Annotated in this window: 20 protein-coding genes; 8 read left to right on the top strand and 12 right to left on the bottom strand. The window is 41.4% G+C overall.

Annotation, left to right across the window (positions count from 1 at the left end):
- Positions 1-47 precede the first annotated feature (47 nt).
- Together TW85_RS23205 and TW85_RS23200 are read right to left on the bottom strand one after the other, a co-directional pair.
- A complete protein-coding gene (locus tag TW85_RS23205) occupies positions 48-887 on the bottom strand; it encodes a DMT family transporter (RefSeq protein WP_202904901.1) in 840 nt (279 codons plus the stop codon).
- A 96-nt stretch (positions 888-983) separates the two neighbouring features.
- On the bottom strand, positions 984-1,946 hold the full coding sequence (locus tag TW85_RS23200; RefSeq protein ID WP_046019544.1) for a DMT family transporter: 963 nt from the start codon (positions 1,944-1,946) through the stop codon (positions 984-986).
- Between the two features lie 142 nt (positions 1,947-2,088).
- On the opposite strand from TW85_RS23200, the gene TW85_RS23195 reads away from it, so the two are divergent.
- The 4 genes from TW85_RS23195 (at position 2,089) to TW85_RS26220 (ending at position 5,766) form a co-directional block, all read left to right on the top strand.
- A complete protein-coding gene (locus TW85_RS23195; protein WP_046019543.1) occupies positions 2,089-2,982 on the top strand; it encodes a LysR family transcriptional regulator in 894 nt (297 codons plus the stop codon).
- Between the two features lie 219 nt (positions 2,983-3,201).
- The gene (locus TW85_RS23190) at positions 3,202-3,639 is read left to right on the top strand and encodes a BLUF domain-containing protein (protein WP_046019542.1); all 438 of its coding nucleotides are present in this window, start codon (positions 3,202-3,204) and stop codon (positions 3,637-3,639) included.
- A gap of 132 nt (positions 3,640-3,771) precedes the next feature.
- A complete protein-coding gene (locus tag TW85_RS23185; protein WP_052702393.1) occupies positions 3,772-5,427 on the top strand; it encodes a methyl-accepting chemotaxis protein in 1,656 nt (551 codons plus the stop codon).
- Between the two features lie 171 nt (positions 5,428-5,598).
- Complete coding sequence (locus tag TW85_RS26220) at positions 5,599-5,766, top strand: hypothetical protein (protein WP_157197013.1); 168 nt, start codon at positions 5,599-5,601, stop codon at positions 5,764-5,766.
- A gap of 34 nt (positions 5,767-5,800) precedes the next feature.
- On the opposite strand, the gene TW85_RS23180 is transcribed toward TW85_RS26220, so the two are convergent.
- A complete protein-coding gene (locus TW85_RS23180; protein WP_046019540.1) occupies positions 5,801-6,322 on the bottom strand; it encodes a cysteine hydrolase family protein in 522 nt (173 codons plus the stop codon).
- A 203-nt stretch (positions 6,323-6,525) separates the two neighbouring features.
- Between TW85_RS23180 and TW85_RS23175 the strand changes: the two genes are divergently transcribed.
- Positions 6,526-7,554: a helix-turn-helix domain-containing protein gene (locus TW85_RS23175; protein ID WP_046019539.1), complete on the top strand. Its 1,029-nt coding sequence runs from the start codon at positions 6,526-6,528 to the stop codon at positions 7,552-7,554.
- Between the two features lie 19 nt (positions 7,555-7,573).
- On the opposite strand, the gene TW85_RS23170 is transcribed toward TW85_RS23175, so the two are convergent.
- From TW85_RS23170 to TW85_RS23155, 4 genes are read right to left on the bottom strand one after another with little or no spacing between them, the layout of a single operon-like run.
- The gene (locus TW85_RS23170) at positions 7,574-8,359 is read right to left on the bottom strand and encodes a DNA alkylation repair protein (protein WP_238326286.1); all 786 of its coding nucleotides are present in this window, start codon (positions 8,357-8,359) and stop codon (positions 7,574-7,576) included.
- Between the two features lie 32 nt (positions 8,360-8,391).
- A complete protein-coding gene (locus TW85_RS23165; protein ID WP_046019538.1) occupies positions 8,392-8,826 on the bottom strand; it encodes a heme-binding protein in 435 nt (144 codons plus the stop codon).
- A gap of 24 nt (positions 8,827-8,850) precedes the next feature.
- Positions 8,851-9,636 (bottom strand): class III extradiol ring-cleavage dioxygenase, encoded by a 786-nt coding sequence (locus TW85_RS23160; RefSeq protein ID WP_046019537.1) that lies wholly within the window; start codon positions 9,634-9,636, stop codon positions 8,851-8,853.
- Positions 9,636-10,610 (bottom strand): glutathione S-transferase C-terminal domain-containing protein, encoded by a 975-nt coding sequence (locus TW85_RS23155; protein WP_046019536.1) that lies wholly within the window; start codon positions 10,608-10,610, stop codon positions 9,636-9,638. Before TW85_RS23155 ends, TW85_RS23160 begins: the two co-directional genes overlap by 1 nt.
- Positions 10,611-10,826: 216 nt before the next feature.
- Between TW85_RS23155 and TW85_RS23150 the strand changes: the two genes are divergently transcribed.
- Positions 10,827-11,747: a LysR family transcriptional regulator gene (locus tag TW85_RS23150; protein ID WP_046019535.1), complete on the top strand. Its 921-nt coding sequence runs from the start codon at positions 10,827-10,829 to the stop codon at positions 11,745-11,747.
- 307 nt (positions 11,748-12,054) lie between these two features.
- On the opposite strand, the gene TW85_RS23145 is transcribed toward TW85_RS23150, so the two are convergent.
- Positions 12,055-12,681, bottom strand: a complete 627-nt coding sequence (locus TW85_RS23145; RefSeq protein WP_046019534.1) for a LysE family translocator — start codon at positions 12,679-12,681, stop codon at positions 12,055-12,057.
- Between the two features lie 291 nt (positions 12,682-12,972).
- Here TW85_RS23145 and TW85_RS23140 point away from each other — a divergent pair, with 291 nt between their 5' ends.
- The gene (locus TW85_RS23140; protein WP_046019533.1) at positions 12,973-13,737 is read left to right on the top strand and encodes an SDR family NAD(P)-dependent oxidoreductase; all 765 of its coding nucleotides are present in this window, start codon (positions 12,973-12,975) and stop codon (positions 13,735-13,737) included.
- 9 nt (positions 13,738-13,746) lie between these two features.
- Complete coding sequence (locus tag TW85_RS23135; protein WP_046019532.1) at positions 13,747-14,553, top strand: SDR family oxidoreductase; 807 nt, start codon at positions 13,747-13,749, stop codon at positions 14,551-14,553.
- 25 nt (positions 14,554-14,578) lie between these two features.
- On the opposite strand, the gene TW85_RS23130 is transcribed toward TW85_RS23135, so the two are convergent.
- From TW85_RS23130 to TW85_RS23115, 4 genes are all read right to left on the bottom strand, one after another.
- The gene (locus TW85_RS23130; RefSeq protein WP_046019531.1) at positions 14,579-15,520 is read right to left on the bottom strand and encodes a LysR substrate-binding domain-containing protein; all 942 of its coding nucleotides are present in this window, start codon (positions 15,518-15,520) and stop codon (positions 14,579-14,581) included.
- A gap of 79 nt (positions 15,521-15,599) precedes the next feature.
- Positions 15,600-15,926: an AzlD domain-containing protein gene (locus tag TW85_RS23125; protein ID WP_046019530.1), complete on the bottom strand. Its 327-nt coding sequence runs from the start codon at positions 15,924-15,926 to the stop codon at positions 15,600-15,602.
- The gene (locus tag TW85_RS23120) at positions 15,919-16,626 is read right to left on the bottom strand and encodes an AzlC family ABC transporter permease (protein ID WP_046019529.1); all 708 of its coding nucleotides are present in this window, start codon (positions 16,624-16,626) and stop codon (positions 15,919-15,921) included. Before TW85_RS23120 ends, TW85_RS23125 begins: the two co-directional genes overlap by 8 nt.
- 193 nt (positions 16,627-16,819) lie before the next feature.
- Positions 16,820-17,830, bottom strand: a complete 1,011-nt coding sequence (locus TW85_RS23115) for a helix-turn-helix domain-containing protein (protein ID WP_046019528.1) — start codon at positions 17,828-17,830, stop codon at positions 16,820-16,822.
- Positions 17,831-18,049 lie beyond the last annotated feature (219 nt).

The raw sequence follows: 18,049 nt of genomic DNA, 5'->3' as shown, positions 1-18,049 counted from the left end.
TCTTATTTAGCTCTTACATCACGCTTAGATAAGCTTCTCAACTTACATTAAGTTTTAGCTTTGCGTTGGGTGTTTACCAGATTTCCTAATAACATAACCCCAGCTCCTAGAATTAAACTTAGCTCAAATGCCTCTTGATACAAGAAAACCCCAATTAAGGCGACCAGCGGCAAGCGTAAAAAGTCCAGCGTGACTATCACTGTCACTTCGGCATGGCCCATCGCTTTGGTAATGCAATAATGCGCTGTTAAAGCCGTCATTCCAATTAAGCTTAACCAAATCCATTGAGCTCCCTCAGGCCAAACCCAATGATCAATTGATCCAATAAAACCAATAGGTAACTGTAAAAGGCACATATAAAACAAGATGCTAAAAGGCGCCTCGGTGGTCATTAAGGCTTTAGTGGTGGTATAAGCAACGGCATAACACATAGCCGCCCCGATGACGATTAAGGAAGCAAGCTCAAAAATGCCATAGCCTGGTTTCACTATGATGAGAACCCCCATCAGACCAAGGCAAATCGCAATTATTTTTTTCTGCGTTAAGGTTTCTTTTAAAAAGAAGGCGGCAATAAGGGCCGTCCAAACAGGGACAGTAAATTCTAATGCAAACACATTTGCCAATGGTAATAAGCTGATTCCCATAAACCAGCCATACTGCCCTGCAAAGTGGACAAAATTACGTAAAGAATGCAGTTTTAATCGATTGGTACTCAGTTGTGGTTTTTCTTTGATCCCAAGATAGACCAGGCTCAAACAAATAAGGCCAATGGAACTGCGAAAAAAGAGAGCTTGGAAGATAGACAATTCACCAGCTAATTCTCTTGCCGCTACCGCCATTAGACAAAATGACACCAAACTGCCTGTCATCCATATGATTGCAATCATCTTTACCCTTCAACTTAAATCTTCAACGTAAACCTAAGTTTTAAACCTAGGTGCTTGCCCTAATAACGTAAGAAAAAGAGTTTAACAGCAATCACTTTAAGAGGCTTGCTTTAGTGGCTGGACTACCGCTTTGGAGAAATGAGAACCTGTCTGTTGTGGCTTACTTTCTTGTTTAGGGGCAGGATGACGAATCGCTAACGCTATCATCACCAATAACATGGCCGTGATATCCAATCGAGTTAAACTTTGATCTAGCAATAAAGCACAAGACAACATGGCCACCACCAGCTCAGCAGAACCAAAAATCGCAATGATTTCTGGCTTGGTTTTAATGGCTCCCATCACAAATAAAAGTTGAGGAATAGCCGCCGCAATAAAAGCTAATCCGATTAAAGCCCACCACCCGCTCGCTTCTACAGGAAATATCATTTGTGGAGCACAATAAATGGCTAAGGGAATCAACACAATCAGGTGCCCAAGCGTGCCCCATGCCATCCTTCTTGGTGCCGTTAAACTTTGTTTAGGCTTAGCCAAATATTGAATTTGAAAAGCAAATACCAAAGGTGCAAGGAAGCAACCTATTAAAGCAAATTTAGATTCCATCGATAAAGCAGCGGGATCTATCACTAATGATGCCGCAATCAACACTAAAGCAGCGGATAAAACCGCATTCGTATTCACACTGCGTTTAAAAATAAGTACGCCAAGCAGTAAGGAGAAAAAAGGATAAGTGTAATAAATCAGAATCGCCGTCGCCGAAGCTAAAGTTTGTAAAGCATAAAAGTAGGCAAAAATACCTATCCCATTTGCAAACCCTAGCATTAGCATTCTGCTCACTTCTGGCCATAGTGAAGCAGGGGTTGGCAAATAAAATGACAGGAGAATACCAGGTAAGATAAAACGATAAAGCGTCACCATTTCAGCCGACATACCTTGTGCAAACAGTATTTGAGCAAAGAGTGGATTAAATCCAAAGCCAATCGCAGCTAACAGCATCATTATTGGGCCACTTGCTTGTGTGCTCACACTTTGTATCTCTTTGATTTGGTTAGAACTCATTCAGTTTTGTCCTTATTAGCCTTAGATTCCAGTAACGCTTCAATAGGCTAGACAATAGTTGAAACTAGATTAATATATAAGTGAATTAATCATTATATATATGCAAAACTTGCATGTATTAACCAACAATACAGGCTCAATAATGAAGCTCGAAATTAGACACTGGCAAATGCTTAAAGCTATCTCAGAATTAGGTAATGTGGCACAAGCTGCAGATGCTCTCGGCATTAGCCAATCGGCTTTGAGTCACAGAATCGCCGAGGCAGAACGCCGCATGGGAGGCAAGTTTTTTGAGAAAGAAGGCAGGCGCTTAAAACTCACACCTGCTGGCAGTTTAATCACTCAAGCGGCATTGCACTCGCTACCTGTGCTTGAAAGAGCTGAAAATGACTTTGAACAAAATGCCAGTGATCAAAACCAAATAGTACGGCTTGGTGTCGCCTCTTATTCTTGCTATCACTGGTTACCTGAATTTATTCAATACGCTAGCCAAAAAGCGCCTAAGCTCAAATTACAATTAGTCGCCTCAGCAACACAAAACCCGATTACCAGTTTGCAACATGGGTCAGTGGATATCGTCATTGCACCGGGTTATCTCGCAACCCCTGGTATTATTCCCATTCCACTGTTTGAAGACGAGCTAGTATTGGTTACCCCTCACGACCACCCTCTCAGCCATAAACCCTATATCGAAGCGCAAGATCTTAGCCAAGAGCAGTATTACACCTATAGCCAAAATGTCTTACCTGGGTTTGAATATGAACGCTTTATTCGTCCCTCTGCTGTTATTCCTCAACAGGTGGAAGTGGTAGAAATGACAGATGCCATCATAGAATTAATTAGCGCAGGATTAGGTATGAGTATTCTGTCTAAATGGGCAGTAGATGCAGCATTACAATCACAAAGATTAAGCTATACGAAGCTCGGCGAAAAAGGCCTAGACCTAGCTTGGTCAGCCTTAATAAGAGAAAGTGAAAAACGAAATAGCGCCAGTAAAGAACTCAGCAAACTATTAGCTCGCTGGTATCAAAAATAAAAATATATTTATAAGCTGAGTTAAAAGTAGTTTAAATCATTATCAAATCTTTACAGCATTTTTGTTTCATTCAAATTACTGATATAGCGAATCACGTCAGATTTTAGCTTTTACTAATATAAATACCTTATTGCTTTCAAAACACTACAAAATCAAAACATAAGCAAACGTTATAACTGGCTTTCATAGTGCATGATTAAGATTAAGGAGGGCTTCCCTATGATTTCTGTTGCCTATATAAGTAAAGCCGAAAAAAAATTCTCCACCCCTGAACTAATCAAAATGCTAGATAGCTTTCGTAAAAATAATGAAAAAGACACTATCTCTGGTGTCCTACTTTATAACGGGGCAGGTACATTTATCCAAGTACTTGAGGGCAGTGAAGCAAGCGTTGATACTCTCTACGAAAAAATTAAGCAAGACACCCGCCACTCAAAAGTAACCTGTTTAAGACGCGCTAAAATAACGAACCGTAGTTTTTCAGAGTGGCGTATGGGGTTTCGTAAACTTTCTAACGATGAACTGGTAGATGTCAGTAAAATGACTATATTTATGGACGATGACAAGCTAGAACATTTTGTCTCAGATGATGCTGACTTTGCGCTAAAGATTTTAACTAATTTTAAAAATAAAACGAAAGAACTTATCTTTGAATAAAAAGCTTCGAATAAAAAGTTTTGGATAAAAAGCTTCGAAAATAAGCTTCGAATAACTGTTACGAATAAATCGTTATCTGATTTGGAGAGCTAAATGTTAAGTTCCATAAAAATTTCTCAGAAGTTTATATTAATGAGTACTATTCAATTAGTTCTCATTACTACATTGGGCTGGTTTGCGCTTGCTCAAATGGCAAAAATTGGCCATGAAATAAAAGAAATATCCAGAGACCACCTCCCCCTCACAGAAACATTAACGCTAATCACAGAGCACCAGTTACAACAGGCCATAGCGTTAGAGAAAGTGATATCTCACTCCTTGCTTGATGTAGTAAATGGCAAGGGGCAATCCAAAGAAACGGACAAACTGATTTCAGATCTACAGAAGTCCATAAAGAAATTACATGACGAAATCGTTGAAGCTGAGGCCTTTTTAATACAACTTGAACAAGAAGTCGAACTACCAGCATCCAAATTAGAATATAAAAAACTTCATGCCGAATACATTAAAATAGAAGACGAGTTCTTTTTATTAGAAAAGGAAACAGAAACCTTCCTCAATACAATTTCAAGTGAAGGAATACAAAGTGCACTAGACCAAATTAAAAAAGTTGAGGACTTAAACCACTCTCTAGATGAACAATTAATTGCAGTCTTAAATGAAGTTCAACAATTCTCTACAGGAGCGGCTGAGCAAGCTTATCAAGATGAGCAACACGCGATTAAAATCATTTCTATCTGTCTTGTCATTGCCTTGATCCTTGGAGTCTTCATTCCTTATGTTATAGGGAGATCTGTCGTACTGCCCTTAAAAGAACTACTAGTCAGACTTGAAGACCTTGTCAGTGGTGAAGGTGATTTAACCATTAGACTTAACTTTAAGTCCAAAGATGAATTAGGTGTTGTTGCTAATAAGCTCGACCAATTCATGGAAAAATTAAACCGTATTATCTCAAGTGTTTCGAACTCTTCAGACCACCTAAATGCGAGTTCAGAAGCGGCTGTTGATGTGATTCAAAACACCCTTAATAGTGTAGAGAGACAAAAAGTAGAAACAGCTGAAGTGGCTCAAGCAGTTGATGAAATGGGCAAGGCAACCAGTGAAGTAGCAAGAAGCACAATAGAGGCATCCGAAGTTGCTAACAATGTACGTGAAATGGTTTCTAAAGGTAAGAAAGCAGCTGAAGAAAACCAAAAAATCACCTCTCAACTGGCTAAAGATGTACAGGAAACTTCAGACAGCATCAGTAACCTAGCTGAAGAAACAAACAATATTGGAACAGTACTGGATACCATCCAAGGCATTGCAGAGCAAACGAATCTCTTAGCACTTAATGCTGCTATCGAGGCTGCCAGAGCAGGTGAAACAGGCCGAGGCTTTGCCGTTGTTGCAGATGAAGTTCGATCTCTTGCACAAAGGACGCAAACATCGACTGTAGATATTCAAAAGCTAGTTGAAAACCTTCAACGTGGTGCTGAAGATGCCATGAGCCGAATGAGCAAAGGCTTAAGTATTACACAACAGTGCTCTGAAATTGGTGAACAAACAGCAAACAGTTTTGAAGATACCGTTAAAGCGGTAAATGATATCGCTGAGCTTAATAGCCAAATCGCCACTGCAGCAGATGAGCAAGCTTCCGTTGCTGATCAAGTACAACGAAACATTGATAATATCAACCGAATTGCACAAGACACAGGAGCTGATGCGAATCGTGTTGCCCAAGCAAATGAAGATATCGCTATGAGTGTGGTTAGCCTGAATGCAGACCTCAACCAGTTCAAAGTTTAAATCTAGTCGATAATTTAAAACGTAAACGCCCTCTTAATAGAGGGCGTTTTTTTATGCTCTAAACGAATCTGATATTAGATAATACCTCATTGTTAATAAGCGAAAAAACCTAGAGACATTCAAAGCATATACCTAACCTTTAAGCTCACTTATTAGCATTAAGGAAAGCATATGACAGGTGTCGAACTCGTTCTCTTTTCTAGCCTTATAAACTTACTCGTTAGTTACTTTGCAACACCAAGCCCTGAGCCTATTTGCTCACTCAAAACCTATATTAGCTATGAAGAACAAGTTACCGAAGTTCAACACCCTGTATATTGCAAAGACATAGGCCTTTAGAGTTTAATCAACTAATTAAAAGCAACGACTGATGTTAAAGAGAATCAGTCGGTCTAAAAGTACAACGAACAGATAAGGCCGCTAGAGCAATGTTATGCACCATCTCATCCACCGTTGTACAAGCATCCGCCAAGATTGAAACCTGATACTCTTCTGCTGTTTTTGATAGCGCCGTATGGGTGATACAGTTTTGCGTCATCATGCCGCAAAGCACTAGATCTTCGATGCCTTCTGCTTTGAGTAAGCGATTTAATTCAGTTTGCTCAAAGCTGTCGGCATACGTTTTTTGCACTACCTTAGCATCAGGGGCTTCTTTTTTAAGCGCGGCGATAATATCTGCGCCTTCACTGCCCTTTTGGAAAAATGGACCATCTTCTGGAGCGATATGCTGTACAAAGTAAATCGACATGCCTTTTGCTTTAGCTCTATCCATCGCCTCAATAATTTGCTTAATGCTAGTTTCCATATTCCAAAGAGGATACTTCCCCCCTGGTAAGTAATCATTTTGTGGATCAATAATAATTAACGCGGATTTGTTGTTTGAGGATTGGCTCATTTTTTCTACCTTTTATTAAACTCAATTCATTGAAAGCGCTTATTCAGGCTCTCAGCTAACAACCGCCCTTTAATTGCTAGGCGATAGCTTGATAGACATTATGCGAGTTAAAAGCTTGACCCATAAGCGTCTAATTAGACACAATTAATGCAAAATCAGACATTTCGTTTTGTTTAGTTAAAATCCATTGTTGAGCCAGTTTTATGATTAAGATTGCCATCGTAAATTACCCTAATGCACTGAAATCAGCCCTTTATGGCCTTGAAGAGCTCTTCTTACTCGCCAATGGCATTCGTTCTCCACAATTATTACCAAGTCTAAATTTGGCTCAAAATCCACTAGAACCAAATGATGAATTAGCAAGTTCAGCATCCGGGTCCAGTAGTGAAGATACCGCAAAGCCAATCTTTGACGTGAGCTTAATTGACTGGTCTAGTAAGACAGCATCCAAGCCCTTCGGCCAAGTATTTGATGCCATTATTCTCCCGCCTAGTTTGGGGTCTGACTTTTATTTAGCGAATGAAACAGCGTCATTCAACACGTTAAATTTGTGGCTGATAGAACAACACAAGCAAGGTGCAATTTTAAGCTCAGCCTGTGCAGGCGCTTTTCTGCTCGCCAATACCAGACTATTAGACAACAGGCCTGTTACCACTCATTGGCAATTAAGCCAAAAGCTAAAGACACATTGCCCTAAAGCGAAAATAGAAGATGATAAGATTCTGATTAATGATAAAGATATCATTACTGCTGGTGGCTTGATGGCTTGGCTAGATCTTGGTTTAGAGCTAGTGTCTGTACTCACCTGCCCAAGCTTAATGCGACAATTAGGCAAACAACTCGTTGTCGACACAGGGCATAGAGAGCAAGCCTACTATCAAGTATTTAAACCCAATAAACACTCAGACCAAAGTGTGCTTGCCTGCCAACACTATATTCAACAACATCATGCAAAACCGATTAAAGTCGGTGATTTAACCCAGCTAACTCATTTAACCGAGCGCACTTTATTACGGCGTTTTCAAAAACACCTTCAGCTCTCACCCAGTGAATATATTCAAAACACCCGCATCCAAAGTGCTTGCGACCTTTTAGAATCTTCTAATTTGAGTGTGGAATCCATCGCCTTGAAGGTGGGCTATCTAGACACAAGCGCCTATCGCAAAGCGTTTAACCAAAAGATGGGACTGAGCCCATCTCAATTCAGGCAAAGGTTTGCGAGCAAAGATTAATAACCTTTAACCTATCGTTTTATGACAGTTGCAACATAACTTTTCGGGTCTCGCCATCCATTTTCTCAATAGCATAACGTAATGTAGGCCTTGTAAAGCGATTGATATTTTCTTTAATAAAGCGGATAACTTCAGCTTGGTGCTCTATTGCCGTTACTTTTAATAGCCAACCCACCCCTTTTTGTACAAACTCATTCTTATCTTCAAGCAATAAGTTGCACTGTTTAAAAACCAAAGCCGTATTTAGGAAATAGGTTTGCTTGCCCATTTTACGCTTAATAAACTTTACCCAGACAACACAGGAGGCTCGCCGACACCAAGGGTTTTTCGATAATGCCCAATGCTGCATTGACTCAATTAAATGAGGGCGCGCCATTAAGAAATTAAATATAGATTTAAGACATAAATCATCCACCAAGGACCAATTATCCGCATAGTGCTCTAACCAATATTCAAAACGTGCTAATAAGGTATCTTCATAATGGCGTTTTACAAACTTGTTTATCAGTGCAAAGGCTAATAAGAACTCTTCGTTATATTTGGCTTCTTTGAGAAAGGCTTCGGTTAACTCTAAAGTTTGTTCAGCGTTAAGATCAGCATACTCAGTTTGAAACCTTTTCAGTATCTGTTTGATATCCGCTGCATTGACTCCAAGACATTCAAACCCTTCGGGAAAATAACGACGGCTAGATTCCGCTTTTTCAAGCGTACTGACTTGCCTAAGCTCTGTTTTGAGGTGATGAATATAAAATGACATGTCTCGCATAAAACAATGACCACCAGCTTGGATATTTAGAGAGCTCAACCTTAACTCTAATACTCACTCACCTCAAACCCTTAAGCAGAAGCACTTAGGCCAAGGCTTTCGATGGCTTTTATGGCGATAAATTCATCTCGATCTGAGCTTGCGCCCGATACCCCTATGGCGCCGATAATCTCGCCCGCCTCCAGTATTAAAACACCACCGGGTAAGGGGATAAAATTGCCACCCGTTGCGCCATTAATGGTTGTAGCAAACATTTCTGGCAATACATTTTTATTCACTAGGTTATAAAACTGCCTTGTGCCAAAACCTAACCCTAAAGCCGCAGCAGCTTTACCTTTAGCAATATCGAATCTTGCTGTGCCTGAGTTATTTTGACTGGCCGAAGCTTTAATATGGCCACCAGTATCAAGTACAACTAACGTCAAGGGCGCTGAGTTTTGTTTCTCAGCCTCCTCTAGTCCCTGCTCTATGATATTAAGCGCTACCTTTAATTTTATCCCTCGCATTTGCTAGCTCCTCTTCTTGTCATACTAAGATGTGCCTTGCCAAAGAAAGCTCGTCATTGAGATAGAGTGATGCTGTATAGGGCTGGTTAGCTGGCTAAACTCATCCTCTTTGGTTGTCGCTCCCATCGCAATTAACAAAGGTAAATAGTGCTCTGGCGTCGGGTGTGACGGTTTAAAATCTGGATTCTTCACAGACGCATTTTGCAAAGCTTTTAGATTACGTTTTTGCGCCTGTTCGGTTACCCATAACTCAAACCTTGCTGCATAGTCAGCGACTTTTTGATGCTTCATTTGGATATCGTACAAGTTATGGGTTAACCCGCCGGAAGCAATAATCGCAACACCTTGCTCGCGCAATGAATACAAGTGAGAGCCTAAATCAACCAAGTCCTCTGGTGTAGCATCCACATTAAGCGAAACTTGCACAATGGGAATATCCGCCTCTGGCCTTAAATGCAGTAAGGGTATCCAGACCCCATGATCGAAACTTCGCCTTGGATCTAAATGGACTTGTACACCTTTTTGTGCAAGCAAGGTTTGAATGGTTTGAGCAAGTTCCGGCTGACCCATAGCAGGATAAGTCAGCTCATATAAAGCTTTCGGAAAGCCGCCAAAATCATGCAAAATGCCAGGCTCACGACTATGCGTAATAGCATTTCCTCGTGTCATCCAATGGGGTGAGATAACGACAATTGCTGAACTTTGGTCAAACAAACCTGAGATTTCATTTAATTGCTGCCCAGCAATGCCGGGAGCAAGACCATACATGGGCGAGCCATGGCTAATAAACATCACAGGAGCGAGAGACATTAGGCAACCTCCTCGGCTGGCTTTTGAGTTTGAAATTGCCCAGCCTTTAGGTATTTAAACCATGGTAATTCAGGGCCTTGTGGCACAATTCCCGATGGGTTTAAGGCTTTCACTGAGTAATAACCTGCTTTGATATGGTCGACTCGTGTGTTCTCACTAAAGGCTTTGATACTTAATAAACGATCAAGATACGCAGACAAATTAGGATAATCAGAAATGCGGCGTAAGTTGGTTTTAAACAAGCAGAAATAGGCAGGATCAAAACGTACCAAGGTCACAAATAAACGAATATCACTTTCAGTTATTTGCTCTCCCACCGCATAGTTTACCTGCTCGAAATGCACTTCAAGTTCATCTAAGCAATTAAAAACATCGGCGAAAGCTTCATCATAAGCAAGTTGGCTTGAGGCAAAACCAGCACGATAAACCCCATTATTAAGTGAGTGATAAATCCTGTCATTAAAAGCATCTATTTTCGTTTGTAATGCACTCGGGTATAGGTCGATATCAGACTTATGAATCGGTCTTAAATCTTCATTTAATACTCTTAAAATATCAGAAGATTCATTATTCATAATGCGGCTTTCTGAAAGGTTCCAAAGCACAGGGACAGTAGCACGACCCGAATAGTCTGGGTCTGTTAGCGTATAAAGTTGATGCGCAAATTCCACATCCCTTATCGCACTTGTTGTTGCGCCAGGAAAATCACCAAACTTCCAACCAAAGTCTGTTAATACAGGCTCTACTACCTTCACATCTATTTGCTCTTCTAAACCTAATAAGGAGCGGGCAATCAAGGTTCGCGTTGCCCAAGGGCAAATGTAGGCAACATACAATCTTAGGCCTTCTTTAACGGCTTTTGCGGGGTCAGTGATACGCTCTCTAAACACACTGTCTTGGCGAATAAATCGACCTTGAGCATCTTTCTTTTGTACTGGATCCCAATTTTTCTGCCATACACCATTTACTAACATAATTTTTTCCTCTTAAGCTTTTAAGCTGTCTCTGAGACGCTATTTCAAAACAAAACTTTCGAACTGAGTCTCTAACTGACTCTCTTATGGGAGGTGGTTTATTTCTTCATTCACCACCTTTGATAGTTTTATTATCTAAAATCTAATATATTTAACAATTACCCATATTTTGAAATCACTGTTTAGGAAAATTTTACAATCAACAAATTAAAATTGATGGAAGCCTTTATCACAGTGTTTGAAGAAGGCTCTTACACTGCAGCGGCTAAACGCTTGGGTCGAACTAAGGCCATGGTAAGTACACAGGTTTCTCAGCTTGAGGCTCACTTGCAGATTCGTTTAATGACACGCTCTACTCGCTCGATACAGGCAACAGTCATGGGGCGAACCTATTATGAGCAGGCCAAACTTCTGCTTGAGGATTTAGATAACTTAGAGTCTCAATTAACTCAGTCATCTCAAAATGTGGCGGGTAAACTCAGAATTGCTGTACCGACAACGTATGGTGAGCAGGTTGTCATGCCCTTTGTGGCAAAGCTTATAGAAACCTATCCAGAATTAGAGATTGATATTCTATTAAGCGATCGATATGTGGATTTGATAAACGAAGGGGTTGATGCAGCCATTCGCATTGGTAGATTAGAAGATTCATCCTTAATCGCCAACCATATTGGTAAGGTGAACATGATGCTATGCGCCTCTCAGGCCTTTTTAGAGAGCTACCCAACACCTAAACAATTTAGTGATTTAAGCGACTTGCCTTGTGTACTTGATGACAACTCCCGTGAAAATCATTGGTCGTTCGAAGCCATTGAAAACCAAGATGCTATGGAAGGAAATAACACGAAAGGTAGAATAGAAAGCAGAGTTAAAGTAACGCCAAATTATAAGGTACGGGTGAATAGTGCCTCAGCAGCGGTTCAGCTAGCACGCCATGGAAAATTCATTTGTTATACCCCAGCATTTGCCGCCCAAGATCTCATCAATCAAGGGCAGTTAGTTCCTATTTTAGCGAAGGCTCATCAAACTCATTTTCCCATACAGATAGTCTACCCACATAGAAAACATACTTCGGCGAGATTGACCCAGTTTATTGCGGAATTTAAGGCTTATCTCACGGAACAAAAAGTGAAATAAAAACTAGGGAACCTGCGAATAAGTCCTCCCGCTTCAGCGTGTGGATAAAAGCCGCTAGATTTATGGCGAGGAGCGTAACTTAATAGTGATTCTATTGATAAGGTCCTCAACATAGAGATAGGGCTTTTAGACCACGCCCTTCGGGTCTTTGAAGAATGCCTAAACGGCATTTCAGAAAAAGTAACACCCTGTGTTGTCACTTCTCGAAAGGTACCTACAGCTCTTTTCAGAAAAAAGCGGCAAAGTGACGCCTTGATTGATACTTTTTCTGATAAGACTGAGAAGAGGTAACTTAATCGCAGGTTCCCTAGCGTTCCTGAAACGCTAGCTTCACTCCTAAACCACAATAGATGCTGCCAACCGCCTTATTTTGTCGGCGCATGAGAATAGGATTACGACGTAAAAATGCGCCTATTCTGCCGGCACTTAACGCCACAACAAAAGTACTAAAAAGCCCAATTCCCACAAATAGAAGCCCTAGTGTCATCATTTGCAAAGCCACCATGCCTTGTTCTGGCGCTACAAACTGAGGTAAGAAAGCTAAAAAGAACATGGCAGATTTAGGGTTAAGCACTTCTAATAAAACCCCTTGTCGAAAGGCATCTTTAGCTGAGATGACACTCATTTGTTTAGGTAAACTCAGGTCACTTTTAACAAACAGCGCCTTAATACCAAGGTAAATAAGATAAGCAGCCCCTAGGTACTTCACTATGCTAAACATCAAGGCTGACGCAAGAATAATCGCAGAGATACCCAATACCGCTAACAAGGTATGAATTAAGTCCCCAACCGCAATCCCAAACCCAGTGAAAAGACCCACACGTACACCTGATTGGCTTGATCTTGCTAGGGTTAGCAAGGTGGCAGGACCTGGGGTGAAGGCAAAACCTATCAAGATAGCAAGATAAGTAATGAGGGTTTCTAGGGTTAACATTTCGACCTCGTTTTAAGCTAGATGTTTTGGTTAAAGGCGCTTTGATTAAAGTTTAAGATTACTTACAGCCAATATATTAAATTGAGCAGATCATTACCATGAGAATTAATACATGATTGATCTTTATTTTCTCTTCTCTGTCTTCTCTCATTTCAATTATTCACTTACTCTTTCACTCAACCATTCACTTAACATAAGGTTAAGTGAAAGCAGCATAAAGATCGTTTGTCGCCCTCTTTTTCCTACGCCACCATGAGTCTCATCACAAAATAACAAGATGGGAGTAAGCCAATGCGTTTCGAAAATAAAGTCTGTGTCATAACAGGGGGAACAGGTGGTGTGGGCCGTACCTTGGTGACGCTTTTTGCCAGTGAAGGGGCTAAGGTCATGATAGCGGATAGAGAGGAAGAGACCTGTGCTCAACTCGTCCAAGAGATCACCTCAACCGGTGGCCAAGCCGCTTTTTATGCCGGTGATTTACGCAGTAAAGACTATTGTGAGAGCCTGATTAAAGCAACGGTTGAAACCTTTGGTGGGCTTGATATTTTGCTTAATAATGCGGGCATCATCCCCCGTGGCACAGTCGAAGAAACCAGTGATGAGATGTGGTCGCAGGCCATGGACGTTAATCTCAATGCTGTCTTCTTTTTATGTCGAGCTGGCATTCCTCATATGAAGCAAAATGGTGGTGCTATCGTCAATACATCCTCTGTTTGGGGCACTCACCCAGGCCCTGCCCATGTGGCTTATTGCACCAGTAAAGGTGCTGTAGCAGCACTAACAAAAAACCTAGGCCGTGATTGTGCGCCCTTTAATATTCGCGTGAATGCCGTTTGTCCTCATGAAATCAATACTCCCATGATACGTACAGGTTTTGAACGCCGTGGCCTTGACCCAGACAAAGCAGTGGAAGAGCTGAATAAAACCGTGCCTTTAGGCCGCATCGCCGAACCTGAAGACATTGCCGATGTGATCGCCTTTTTAGCATCAGATCAGTCCCGCTATATTGCTGGAGAAACTATCGAAGTCACTGGCGCTAAGCCAGTATCAGGTTGAGGATTTAAAATGAATGCTACCCATATACAAACAAGCAATACTTTGACTAACAAACTGGCCCTAGTGACAGGTGGCGGCCGTGGTATTGGTCGCGGTATTACCGAATGCCTATTAGCCGCTGGCGCTAAGGTACTGATAGCTCAACGCCAAGAATTAGATCAAGCATTAGCCGATGATTCCCGTGTCTTTTATATAAAAGCAGACTTAAGTGAACGCCAAGCACCCTATGATATTGCCTCTTTTGCCGACACATTAGGTGGCGTCGATATCTTGGTTAACAATGCGGGCTTTATGTTCGAACAGCATATACAAGATATGGATGAAGCAAGCTGGGATAAGATGATGATAGTCAATTTGCGAGCACCGGTTTTTCTCGCCAAAGCCCTTCTCCCCCAACTAAAAGCTAAGAGCAATACTAAGAGCAAAACTCAGCATGGCGCCAGTATCATTAACATTGGCTCAATCGAAGGCATAGGGGCTAACCCCTATCACACCGCCTATTGTGGTTCTAAAGCCGGTGTTCATGGGGCAACTCAAGCTTTGGCGATTGATCTTGGCAAGGATGGTATACGCTGTAACGCCATCGCCCCTGGTTGGATTAACTCAGATTTAAGTAATAACTATATTAATGACCAAGCAGATCCCGCCCAAGCACACATAGACCTGATTGCCATGCACCCTGTGGGACGCACGGGTGAACCTGAAGATATTGGTAATATGGTGGTGTTTCTTGCTTCGGAACAAGCAAGTTTCATTGCAGGACAAACCTTCGTGGTTGATGGCGGCAGAACAGCCAAATTGCCGCTGCCTTTTTAATCAGCATTTATTCACTATTTATTAGCTAATGTCTAAAGATGGCCGTTTGCGAGAGTAACCAGTCTCGCAAATGGACCATTTCTGGCTTATCCACAAGATCTTTTCGACAAACAAAATAATGCTTACGCTCAATCGCCTTAAAACTGTCTGGCACAGGCCGTACCAAACGACCATCATCCAACATATCCTGTACTAAGTGCTGCCATCCAAGGCCAATTCCGACTCCTTGTAAAACAGCATCTAATAACATGGGAAAATGGCTGAACATCATATCGGGCGTTACGCCTTTAAGTGCTTTTTTAGGCTCATCCTGTTCTGATTGATCTAGCTGAAGAAGCCAAGTGGCCCAGTCCACAGGCTGCCACCATTTTGCCTGCCAAAATTTTGAATCCAATTCCAAAAGTGAATGCTGAATGAGGCAATCAAGGTTTACGATATCTGGATTTTCCGCTAACAATTGCGGCGTACACACAGGAAAGATAACTTCAGAAAAAAGAAAATCTGATTCGTAAAGCTCACTCTTTTCTAACCCTAAGGTAATGCCTGCCTCAAACTTATCCGCCATATTAGGGTTTTGCTCTAAGCTGGTAAGTTGCAAATGTATATCTGGATGTAACTTGCGTAATTGTGGCAATCTGGGCACTAACCACAAGCGGCTAAAAGAGCTTGTGGCATATAGATTAAGATAGTTTGGCAAAGACTCTGATTGGATTTCTTGGCTAGTTTTAGCAATATCAGCAAAGGCATTATGGGTACTTAAATACAGTTTTTTGCCTGCTGGGGTGAGACTGACTTTTCTATGACCACGCAGAAAAAGGTCAACAGCAAAACCCTCTTCAAGTTGTCTTATCTGACGACTCACCGCAGCTTGCGTCACACATAACTCATCCGCTGCTAGTTTGAAACTGCCATGCCTTGCTGCCACTTCAAAGACACGCAACCCAGTTAAAGAAGGGAGGTGTCGCATCGTTTTTTCTCAAATAGAAAGTCTGTCATCGAGTTAGCAGTCTCTTTATTCATAAGCACTTTTATCCATAAGCCACTTTTTACCCATAAGCTCTTAGTAGCCAAAGGCACAACATACCTCCTACTACTGGCCAAAAAACGCTACTGCTGTACTTAGCAATAAGGATAGTGACTAAGGCAGCAAGAATTTGTAAAGGGTCTATCTGATACTCATTCGTAGGTCTGGTAAAGACGATTCCTGGCATACAAAGCGCGGCTAAAATACCCGGTGGCAACAGAGCTAAAATAGGCTTACTTCGCTCAATCAAAGCCGCTGAGCTTGCATGTAATTGAATAAAAGAAAGGCGAATAAAAAAGGTGCCTAATCCTGCGGCAAAAAAGAGTAACCAAAGGCTTAAATTATCCATGTTTTCCTACCCTCTTTTGCAATAAGTTTGGTAACAGCAAACCACAGGAAACACCAGCGACCACAGCCGCAATAAAACCTATGTTGTAGGGTAAAAGCTGAAAGGCGATGGCACACAAAGCAGAAATACAGGCGACTAAAAACAGCCTTCTATTGGTGATTGTGGTGACTAACATGGCAAGAAAAGCCAGTGGAATGGTAAATTCTAACGACCAACTCGCGGGAATACTAGCCCCGAGGGCTACCCCTAAGACCACCGAAATAAACCAGCTTAAAGCCATAGAAATAGCAACGCCCGCTAGATAGAAAACTCTTTCGCCTTTAGATTTAGCTTGCTGCTCTGGCATGGAGCAAAGCCCATACACTTGATCTGACAACATAAAGGTTAAAGGCAGCCGATAACGTTTTTTTAATGGGCCTAACAAAGGCGCGAAGCTTACGCTGTAAATCACAAACCTTAAATTAATGACCAATACTGTAAATACAATAATGATAAAAGGCGCATTATCTTGAATCAGAGAATAAGCGGCTAATTGCGCAGAACCCGCAAAAAATAGTACCGTCATTCCCATGATCATTTCAGGTGTCATTCCCATAGAAACACCTGTGGCACCGGCAATCAGACCAAAAGGTAATACACCTGAAACTAAGGGGAGCAAGTCCCTTACTCCAAACCAAAACGCTTGTCTGTGACTGGCCATTATTAAGCTTCCTTAAGGTCAAACTGGAAAGATCTTGTAACGCCTATTTATCATCCCTTTTAACACTCTCTTATTTTTCACTTTTGAGAGAGTGAAGATGAATGCGCATTATTATTTTTTTGAGTAATAGAGCCTGATTAACCTTGGCACCTTTAACCTTTAATACACTGGCATGCATAGAAAATTGGCATCCTTAGCACACTAACCTATCTATCCAGTCATTGGTATTCTGACCATCAAACATGGCAGATCGGTCTTGTCTTGGTGACATGCCAAAGAAGTCTTTATAGCACTTTGAGAAGTGTGTCGGAGCGGTAAAACCACAGGATAAGGCCACGTCCAAAATTGAATGGCTGGTGTTAATGATCTTATCGCGTGCATGCTTCAACCTAAGCTGTAAATAAAACTTTTTTGGGGAGTTAGCTAAATGCTTTTGAAATAACCTTTCTAACTGTCGCGTGGAAACACCACTATGAAAGGCTATTTCTTGCATTTCAAGGGGCTCACTCAAGTTAGACTCCATCAACTCAATCGCATTGATTAAGCTTTTACCTAACCCAGAAAACTGCTTTTTGAGCGCGCCTTTCTGGGTAGCGTCACCTGTGCGTGGTTTATCAACAACCAGTTGAGCATAGAGTCTTTGCGAGATAACAGGTGTTATTCTGTCGATCAAATCTAGCATCATATCGGCGGTTGCTAGACCACCTGCACAGGTATAAATACCATGACTAAAGCTAAAGATATTGGTGTTAAAGTGCAGCCTAGGATATTGCTCAGATAGGTCTTTTAGGTAATTCGCATGACAGCTTACAGGTTTATTTTTTAATAAGCCTAAACTGGCCAATCTATGAACACCGGTTTCCAACGCAACTAACCATGCCCCCTTTAAATAATGATGTCGAATAAATGCATCTGGGCCTTGGGACGCTTGTTGCTGATGCTGGTTTCCACCTAACACCACAATAAGATCAAAGCCTTCTCCTTGGGCTAGGACTGACAGTGGTTTAACCGCTTCATTTTGATAAACAATTTTTGAATGGCTTAGATGAGAGTCATCGAACACAAGTACATAGCTGTATAACTTTTCTGGTAAAAAGTCATTTGCTTGTTTGAGTGTTTCCAGCATCAAAGCCAAAGATAAATGAGAGAATCCCTGTTCCAATAAAAAACAGAACTTAAAAGATTGAAGTTTATTAAAATTCATCGACAACAACCTCCTAAGCTTGATGGTCTGATTTCTTGGTTGAAAAAGAAATAGCTCTCACCTTAACCATTACCAGGGGTCTAGGGAGCCTACGAATAAGTCCTCCCGCCTCAGCGTGTGGATAAAAGTCACTAGATTTATGGCGAGGAGCGCAACTTAATAGTGATTCTATTGATAAGGTTCTCAACATAAAGATAAGGCTTTTAGACCACGCCCTTC

This window comes from Marinomonas sp. S3726 (genome assembly GCF_000967665.1).
GTDB lineage: Bacteria > Pseudomonadota > Gammaproteobacteria > Pseudomonadales > Marinomonadaceae > Marinomonas.
The sequence above is the reverse complement of the archived record's forward strand: the minus strand, read 5'-3'. Positions and strand labels throughout refer to the sequence as shown.

Excerpts from the sequence above, each read along its gene's own strand:
- TW85_RS23175 (WP_046019539.1), top strand. The coding sequence starts at position 6,526 with ATGATTAAGATTGCCATCGTAAATTACCCTAATGCACTGAAATCAGCC.
- TW85_RS23150 (WP_046019535.1), top strand. The coding sequence starts at position 10,827 with ATGGAAGCCTTTATCACAGTGTTTGAAGAAGGCTCTTACACTGCAGCG.
- TW85_RS23115 (WP_046019528.1), bottom strand. The coding sequence starts at position 17,830 with ATGAATTTTAATAAACTTCAATCTTTTAAGTTCTGTTTTTTATTGGAA.
- TW85_RS23135 (WP_046019532.1), top strand. The coding sequence starts at position 13,747 with ATGAATGCTACCCATATACAAACAAGCAATACTTTGACTAACAAACTG.
- TW85_RS23140 (WP_046019533.1), top strand. The coding sequence starts at position 12,973 with ATGCGTTTCGAAAATAAAGTCTGTGTCATAACAGGGGGAACAGGTGGT.
- TW85_RS23165 (WP_046019538.1), bottom strand. The coding sequence starts at position 8,826 with ATGCGAGGGATAAAATTAAAGGTAGCGCTTAATATCATAGAGCAGGGA.
- TW85_RS23195 (WP_046019543.1), top strand. The coding sequence starts at position 2,089 with ATGAAGCTCGAAATTAGACACTGGCAAATGCTTAAAGCTATCTCAGAA.
- TW85_RS23130 (WP_046019531.1), bottom strand. The coding sequence starts at position 15,520 with ATGCGACACCTCCCTTCTTTAACTGGGTTGCGTGTCTTTGAAGTGGCA.
- TW85_RS23145 (WP_046019534.1), bottom strand. The coding sequence starts at position 12,681 with ATGTTAACCCTAGAAACCCTCATTACTTATCTTGCTATCTTGATAGGT.
- TW85_RS23200 (WP_046019544.1), bottom strand. The coding sequence starts at position 1,946 with ATGAGTTCTAACCAAATCAAAGAGATACAAAGTGTGAGCACACAAGCA.
- TW85_RS26220 (WP_157197013.1), top strand. The coding sequence starts at position 5,599 with ATGACAGGTGTCGAACTCGTTCTCTTTTCTAGCCTTATAAACTTACTC.
- TW85_RS23120 (WP_046019529.1), bottom strand. The coding sequence starts at position 16,626 with ATGGCCAGTCACAGACAAGCGTTTTGGTTTGGAGTAAGGGACTTGCTC.
- TW85_RS23190 (WP_046019542.1), top strand. The coding sequence starts at position 3,202 with ATGATTTCTGTTGCCTATATAAGTAAAGCCGAAAAAAAATTCTCCACC.
- TW85_RS23125 (WP_046019530.1), bottom strand. The coding sequence starts at position 15,926 with ATGGATAATTTAAGCCTTTGGTTACTCTTTTTTGCCGCAGGATTAGGC.
- TW85_RS23185 (WP_052702393.1), top strand. The coding sequence starts at position 3,772 with ATGAGTACTATTCAATTAGTTCTCATTACTACATTGGGCTGGTTTGCG.
- TW85_RS23155 (WP_046019536.1), bottom strand. The coding sequence starts at position 10,610 with ATGTTAGTAAATGGTGTATGGCAGAAAAATTGGGATCCAGTACAAAAG.
- TW85_RS23180 (WP_046019540.1), bottom strand. The coding sequence starts at position 6,322 with ATGAGCCAATCCTCAAACAACAAATCCGCGTTAATTATTATTGATCCA.
- TW85_RS23205 (WP_202904901.1), bottom strand. The coding sequence starts at position 887 with ATGATTGCAATCATATGGATGACAGGCAGTTTGGTGTCATTTTGTCTA.
- TW85_RS23160 (WP_046019537.1), bottom strand. The coding sequence starts at position 9,636 with ATGTCTCTCGCTCCTGTGATGTTTATTAGCCATGGCTCGCCCATGTAT.